The organism is Chamaesiphon sp., assembly GCF_041738855.1.
GTDB lineage: Bacteria > Cyanobacteriota > Cyanobacteriia > Cyanobacteriales > Chamaesiphonaceae > Chamaesiphon.
In genome coordinates, this window is the sequence record NZ_JBGSPA010000011.1 from 1 (window position 1) to 4243 (window position 4243).

The window sequence follows — 4243 nt, forward strand, 5'->3', positions numbered from 1 at the left end:
ACCTGAGTTCGATGAGGCTATGCCTCATCATCAAATCAAGTCTCTGAATGTGTTTGAGCAATAAATATCAATTGTCAAAACAAGATACTTTACCAATCTATTATCAATAAGCATTACTTGTTGATAATAGCTTGGGATTGAATCGATCATTTATAATTACAAATAATTAAGAATAAATAAGTTATCAAAAGTCCTGAAAATAATCTGCGAATAAAAATATCAATAACATTGCAATAAGATCTTCAACATCCTATTCTGGTTAAATTAAAATATGTATCAAATAAACCAGAATTAGATTATGGACTTAACAGAACTTTTTTGTGGAGTAGATGATTTCTGCCAAGATTGGCTAGCAACTTTTCTCTCAACATTATTCCCTGCACAGGGTAATAATTTACCAAAATACTGCCGAATGACACTAAGTGAAGTAATGACAATAGCTATTCACTTTCATCAGTCAAAATATCGAACGTTCAAAGATTATTATCTCAAGTATGTCTGTGAGTATTTGATTGATTATTTTCCTAATCTAGTCAGTTATAATCGAATGGTAGAGCTGATGCCAAATGTATTAGCCGCTTGTCTTTATTATCTCAAATCTCGTCAAGGAGAGGTAACTGGAATTAGTTTTGTAGATAGTACTGCTATCCCAGTCTGCCATCCGAAAAGGATTAGCAGAAATAAGGTCTTTAAAGAAACTGCCAAGCTGAGTAAGAGTTCTATGGGATGGTTCTATGGGTTTAAGCTACATTTAATAATTAATGATTCTGGTGAAATTTTAAGCTGTAAAATTACCCCTGGTAATGTGGATGACCGGACAAACCTATCCTCAATGGCAGATGGAATCACGGGTAAAATGTTTGGCGACAAAGGATATATTAAAAAAGAATTGTTTGAGCAATTACTAAGTCGTGGGCTACAGCTAATCACGCCACTCAAGTCTAACATGATAAATAAACTTGTCCCTATGAATGATAAGATTTTACTTCGTAAACGCTCAGTGATTGAGACAGTTAATGACCAATTGAAAAATATTTCTTACTTAGTCCATTCTCGTCATCGCAGTTTACACAATTTTATGTTGAACTTAATTACAGCATTAATTGCTTATACTCATCAACCTAAAAAACCCAGTTTAAAGCTAGATGAGCCTGTTCAAGATTTCTTCAGCATTGTACCTATTTAGATTGGTATTGATTTATTAATTTAACTTAATATTTTCAACTATTAATCCTTTTAATGGTCAGTTTTACCATTTCAAAATTTAGATGAAATCGGCTTAACACCTATATTTGTTGTCCTGTCTAAGTTTGAGGAGGCTATGTCTCATCGAACTCAGGTTCCAAGCTAATTTTCTTGCCTTCAACAATACATCCATGAGATTGAATGAGCTTGACAATTTTCTCGACTTTTTTATTGTTCGATTCGTACATGATGCTTATTTCCTAGAGATTGGTAATATGAGTAAGAATCCAAAAAAGCACCAGTCTTCAAAAGTGGCTGGTGCTAAATGGGATTAGAGATTGCTGACAGGAAAGCTAGGGATTGACAGGGAAACTCCCAAACATTTTGGCTGCACCACCAATGACGATTACAATCAGTCCAGCAACAATGGTTCTCAGCAAAATCTCTTGATTGCCAACTCTTGTTGACAGTCCCTCAACTTTAGCGTCAAGAGTTTTGATTTCACCTTTAATTTCAACTTGACCTAGCTTTAAGTCAGTTACATCTTTCTGAATAACGTCTAGTTTTTGGTTGATACCGTTTAAGATATCTTTAAGTTCGACTTCAATCGTTAGAGACATAGTGTTATCTTAGTAATGAATATTGACAGTTTTGAAGAGTCCCGCAAATGGCGATTTGCGGGACTCTTCTATTTTAGCTAATTAGCAGTAGCAACCTCGCGCCAGGTGCTAGTAGGCAAGTACAGCACACTCGAACCAAGCCGTTCGATTTCGGTCGCACGGTCGTAGCTCTCTACATCTTCAGCCGAGCGCGTGACTGCATTGAGCATTCCGAACTTGCTCAAGTCACCAGAGCGGATTAGATTGCTCAACACTAATCCAGATTCGCTCTCGTTAAGTCCGATGGCTTTAGCTGTCACTTCGACCGCTTTGACCGGATTACCAGCAATAATGGCAGTTTTAGCGACTTGTAGGTCTTCAACAGCCTCACGGAAGGTTGTGATACTTATCGCATTCCGCACGAGGTCGCGCAGCTTGAGCTTGAAGGTGTTGTCGATCGCGGCGAGAGTATCGATCGCATACAAATCGTGGTTTTCGGTAACGCGACCGACGTGGTTTTTGCGTTGGCGATGGTCTTTGAGAATCATCCCATTAGTACAAATTAACCGATAAAGAAATGGCTCGACACTTACCGAACCGTTCCCGATCTCAGAATTCGAGAGGATGAAACCCGCTTGAACTGGGTCGCCGACCGAGATTGCTGCTTCGAGATTGGTGTTGATAACCTTAATGTACATCTTGGACTCAGTGACTTGGCAACTGGCGATTTTCATCCCATCGCCCATCTCGGCGAGTTCTGGTAGCACTATTGCGAGGATGTCGTTATGATCGACAATCCGATAGCGATCGCTCAATACAGCTCGCATTTGTCCCCGCAAGCTGCGAATCAAGCTAGTGTCTTCGGATTGCGCCAACCAGTGATTGACATTCTGAGCTAGCAGCCCAGGACAGTGACGCAGCATCCGGTCGTAATAAGCTTTGGGCATGTTGAGTTTACTCGCCATCTGTCCGTGGGCGTAGCCTGTCGCTGGCATGACTACCTCGCTATCCTTCGTCTCCAGTCGGAATTGACCAGTTGGCAGCATATTCAAGGCTTTGGAGCGAGCATGAAAGTCGCGTTTACTTTCTTGCTGATCTAATGGGACTTAAACAAAATCAAGCCCAAACAAAGCCGAAATTGGCTTTGTGAGCAGCAAAGACATCCATGTTCTGGGTCAGCCAATTAAAGAAGCGAAAAGACATAGCCGTCCGAAATGCTGCCAACGCATCAGCAAATGTTTCTAGAGATATATTCGCCCATCGCCGCCGGAATCCGCCAGTCAACTTATGCCAAATAATGAAAGTATAAGCACAAAACACCAAAATGAAATGGCGATGGAGACTTTTAATATCTCTAACTTGATATTCACTAAAACCTAACCAGCCTTTAGCTTCTCGATAGAAGACTTCGACCCAGTTTCGTTGAGAGTATGTATTAACTATCCATTGAGATGTTGCTTTTGACTCTTCAACATTAGTCAATAAATAGTCAACATCTGTAGCCGCTTCTAAAGAACTTGCATTCATGACGATAGCAAAAGTCCTTTCTCCTTCTAGGCTAGATATTTTCGCTGTGAATGTCTTCACCCATACTTGTTTCTTCTTGCTTAACTTTAATTCGATTAGGTCGAGATCATCTGCCAATAATGTTGCTGCTATTTCATCTAGGCGGATTTCTACTTCGGCTTCTTCTGTGTTAATAATCACTTTTCGATTTTTCGCTACTCTACCTAGATATTTTAGCTTTTTCTGTTCTAACTCTTTGAGAAAATTGCTGTTATTTCCATATCCACCATCAATCAGCACGATTGATGGCCGATACCCTCGATCTCTACTTCGCTCGATTAACTCTATGGCTATTATTGGTTTTTTCTTGAATTTTGGATCTTTCTTTCCTTCTTCAAAATCACTAGCTTTTCTGTAAATTTCTAGGTCTAATGGTAAACTTTTTGTGCCATCATACAAATGAGTTGTTACCACTACTATTCCGTTGTCTGTTTTGCCGATTTCTCCGATGTATTGTCTTCCAACTCCGTCTGTGAAATTCCCACTCTTTCTATGCCCTGAATCATCTACAATTAGTGCAAATCCTTTACTTATTCTTGTTTGACTACATTTGTCCATCAACTGCAATCTCTGCTCATTAACTTCACTTCTTGACCATTGTGCTTCCGTCAAAAAGTGATGTATCCTGTTGTAGATTACTCCCACAGCATTATTTGCCATTTGAGTTAGGTTTTTTCTGTCACTTTCACCTAATAATCCTCCAATGTATTGCTTGAACCCATTTTTTTGGGCTTTGGTTTTGAAGCAATTGTCAAACCTGTTGCACCATCTTTCAAAGCACGGTGGCATTGCGGCGGGGGTTGTTTCTCTCATTGGTGTCTTCTCAATGTGAAACTGCTCTCTACTCTCGATCTTAGCTCATTTCTTTTGAGTTTTTGTTAAAGTCCCACTAG

General features: G+C 39.5%; 4 protein-coding genes. 1 reads left to right on the forward strand and 3 read right to left on the reverse strand.

What is annotated here, in order from left to right:
• The first annotated feature begins 298 nt into the window (after positions 1 to 298).
• On the forward strand, positions 299 to 1186 hold the full coding sequence (locus ACEW9I_RS01720) for an IS982 family transposase (protein ID WP_373538651.1): 888 nt from the start codon (positions 299 to 301) through the stop codon (positions 1184 to 1186).
• Positions 1187 to 1538: 352 nt separating this feature from the next.
• Here ACEW9I_RS01720 and ACEW9I_RS01725 read toward each other — a convergent pair whose 3' ends face one another.
• The 3 genes from ACEW9I_RS01725 to ACEW9I_RS01735 all read right to left on the reverse strand — a co-directional run bounded on the left by ACEW9I_RS01725 (position 1539) and on the right by ACEW9I_RS01735 (position 4163).
• Positions 1539 to 1805 carry a hypothetical protein gene (locus ACEW9I_RS01725; RefSeq protein WP_373538652.1) on the reverse strand — a complete coding sequence of 89 codons (267 nt, stop codon included), beginning with the start codon at positions 1803 to 1805 and terminating at the stop codon, positions 1539 to 1541.
• Positions 1806 to 1882: 77 nt separating this feature from the next.
• Positions 1883 to 2830: a DUF932 domain-containing protein gene (locus ACEW9I_RS01730; protein WP_373538653.1), complete on the reverse strand. Its 948-nt coding sequence runs from the start codon at positions 2828 to 2830 to the stop codon at positions 1883 to 1885.
• Between the two features lie 70 nt (positions 2831 to 2900).
• Positions 2901 to 4163: an IS701 family transposase gene (locus tag ACEW9I_RS01735; RefSeq protein WP_373538654.1), complete on the reverse strand. Its 1263-nt coding sequence runs from the start codon at positions 4161 to 4163 to the stop codon at positions 2901 to 2903.
• Between the last annotated feature and the right edge of the window lie 80 nt (positions 4164 to 4243).

Bases quoted from the DNA above. Each gene is read 5' to 3' on its own strand.
- ACEW9I_RS01720 (WP_373538651.1), top strand. From the start codon at position 299: ATGGACTTAACAGAACTTTTTTGTGGAGTAGATGATTTCTGCCAAGAT.
- ACEW9I_RS01735 (WP_373538654.1), bottom strand. From the start codon at position 4,163: ATGAGAGAAACAACCCCCGCCGCAATGCCACCGTGCTTTGAAAGATGG.
- ACEW9I_RS01725 (WP_373538652.1), bottom strand. From the start codon at position 1,805: ATGTCTCTAACGATTGAAGTCGAACTTAAAGATATCTTAAACGGTATC.
- ACEW9I_RS01730 (WP_373538653.1), bottom strand. From the start codon at position 2,830: ATGCTGCCAACTGGTCAATTCCGACTGGAGACGAAGGATAGCGAGGTA.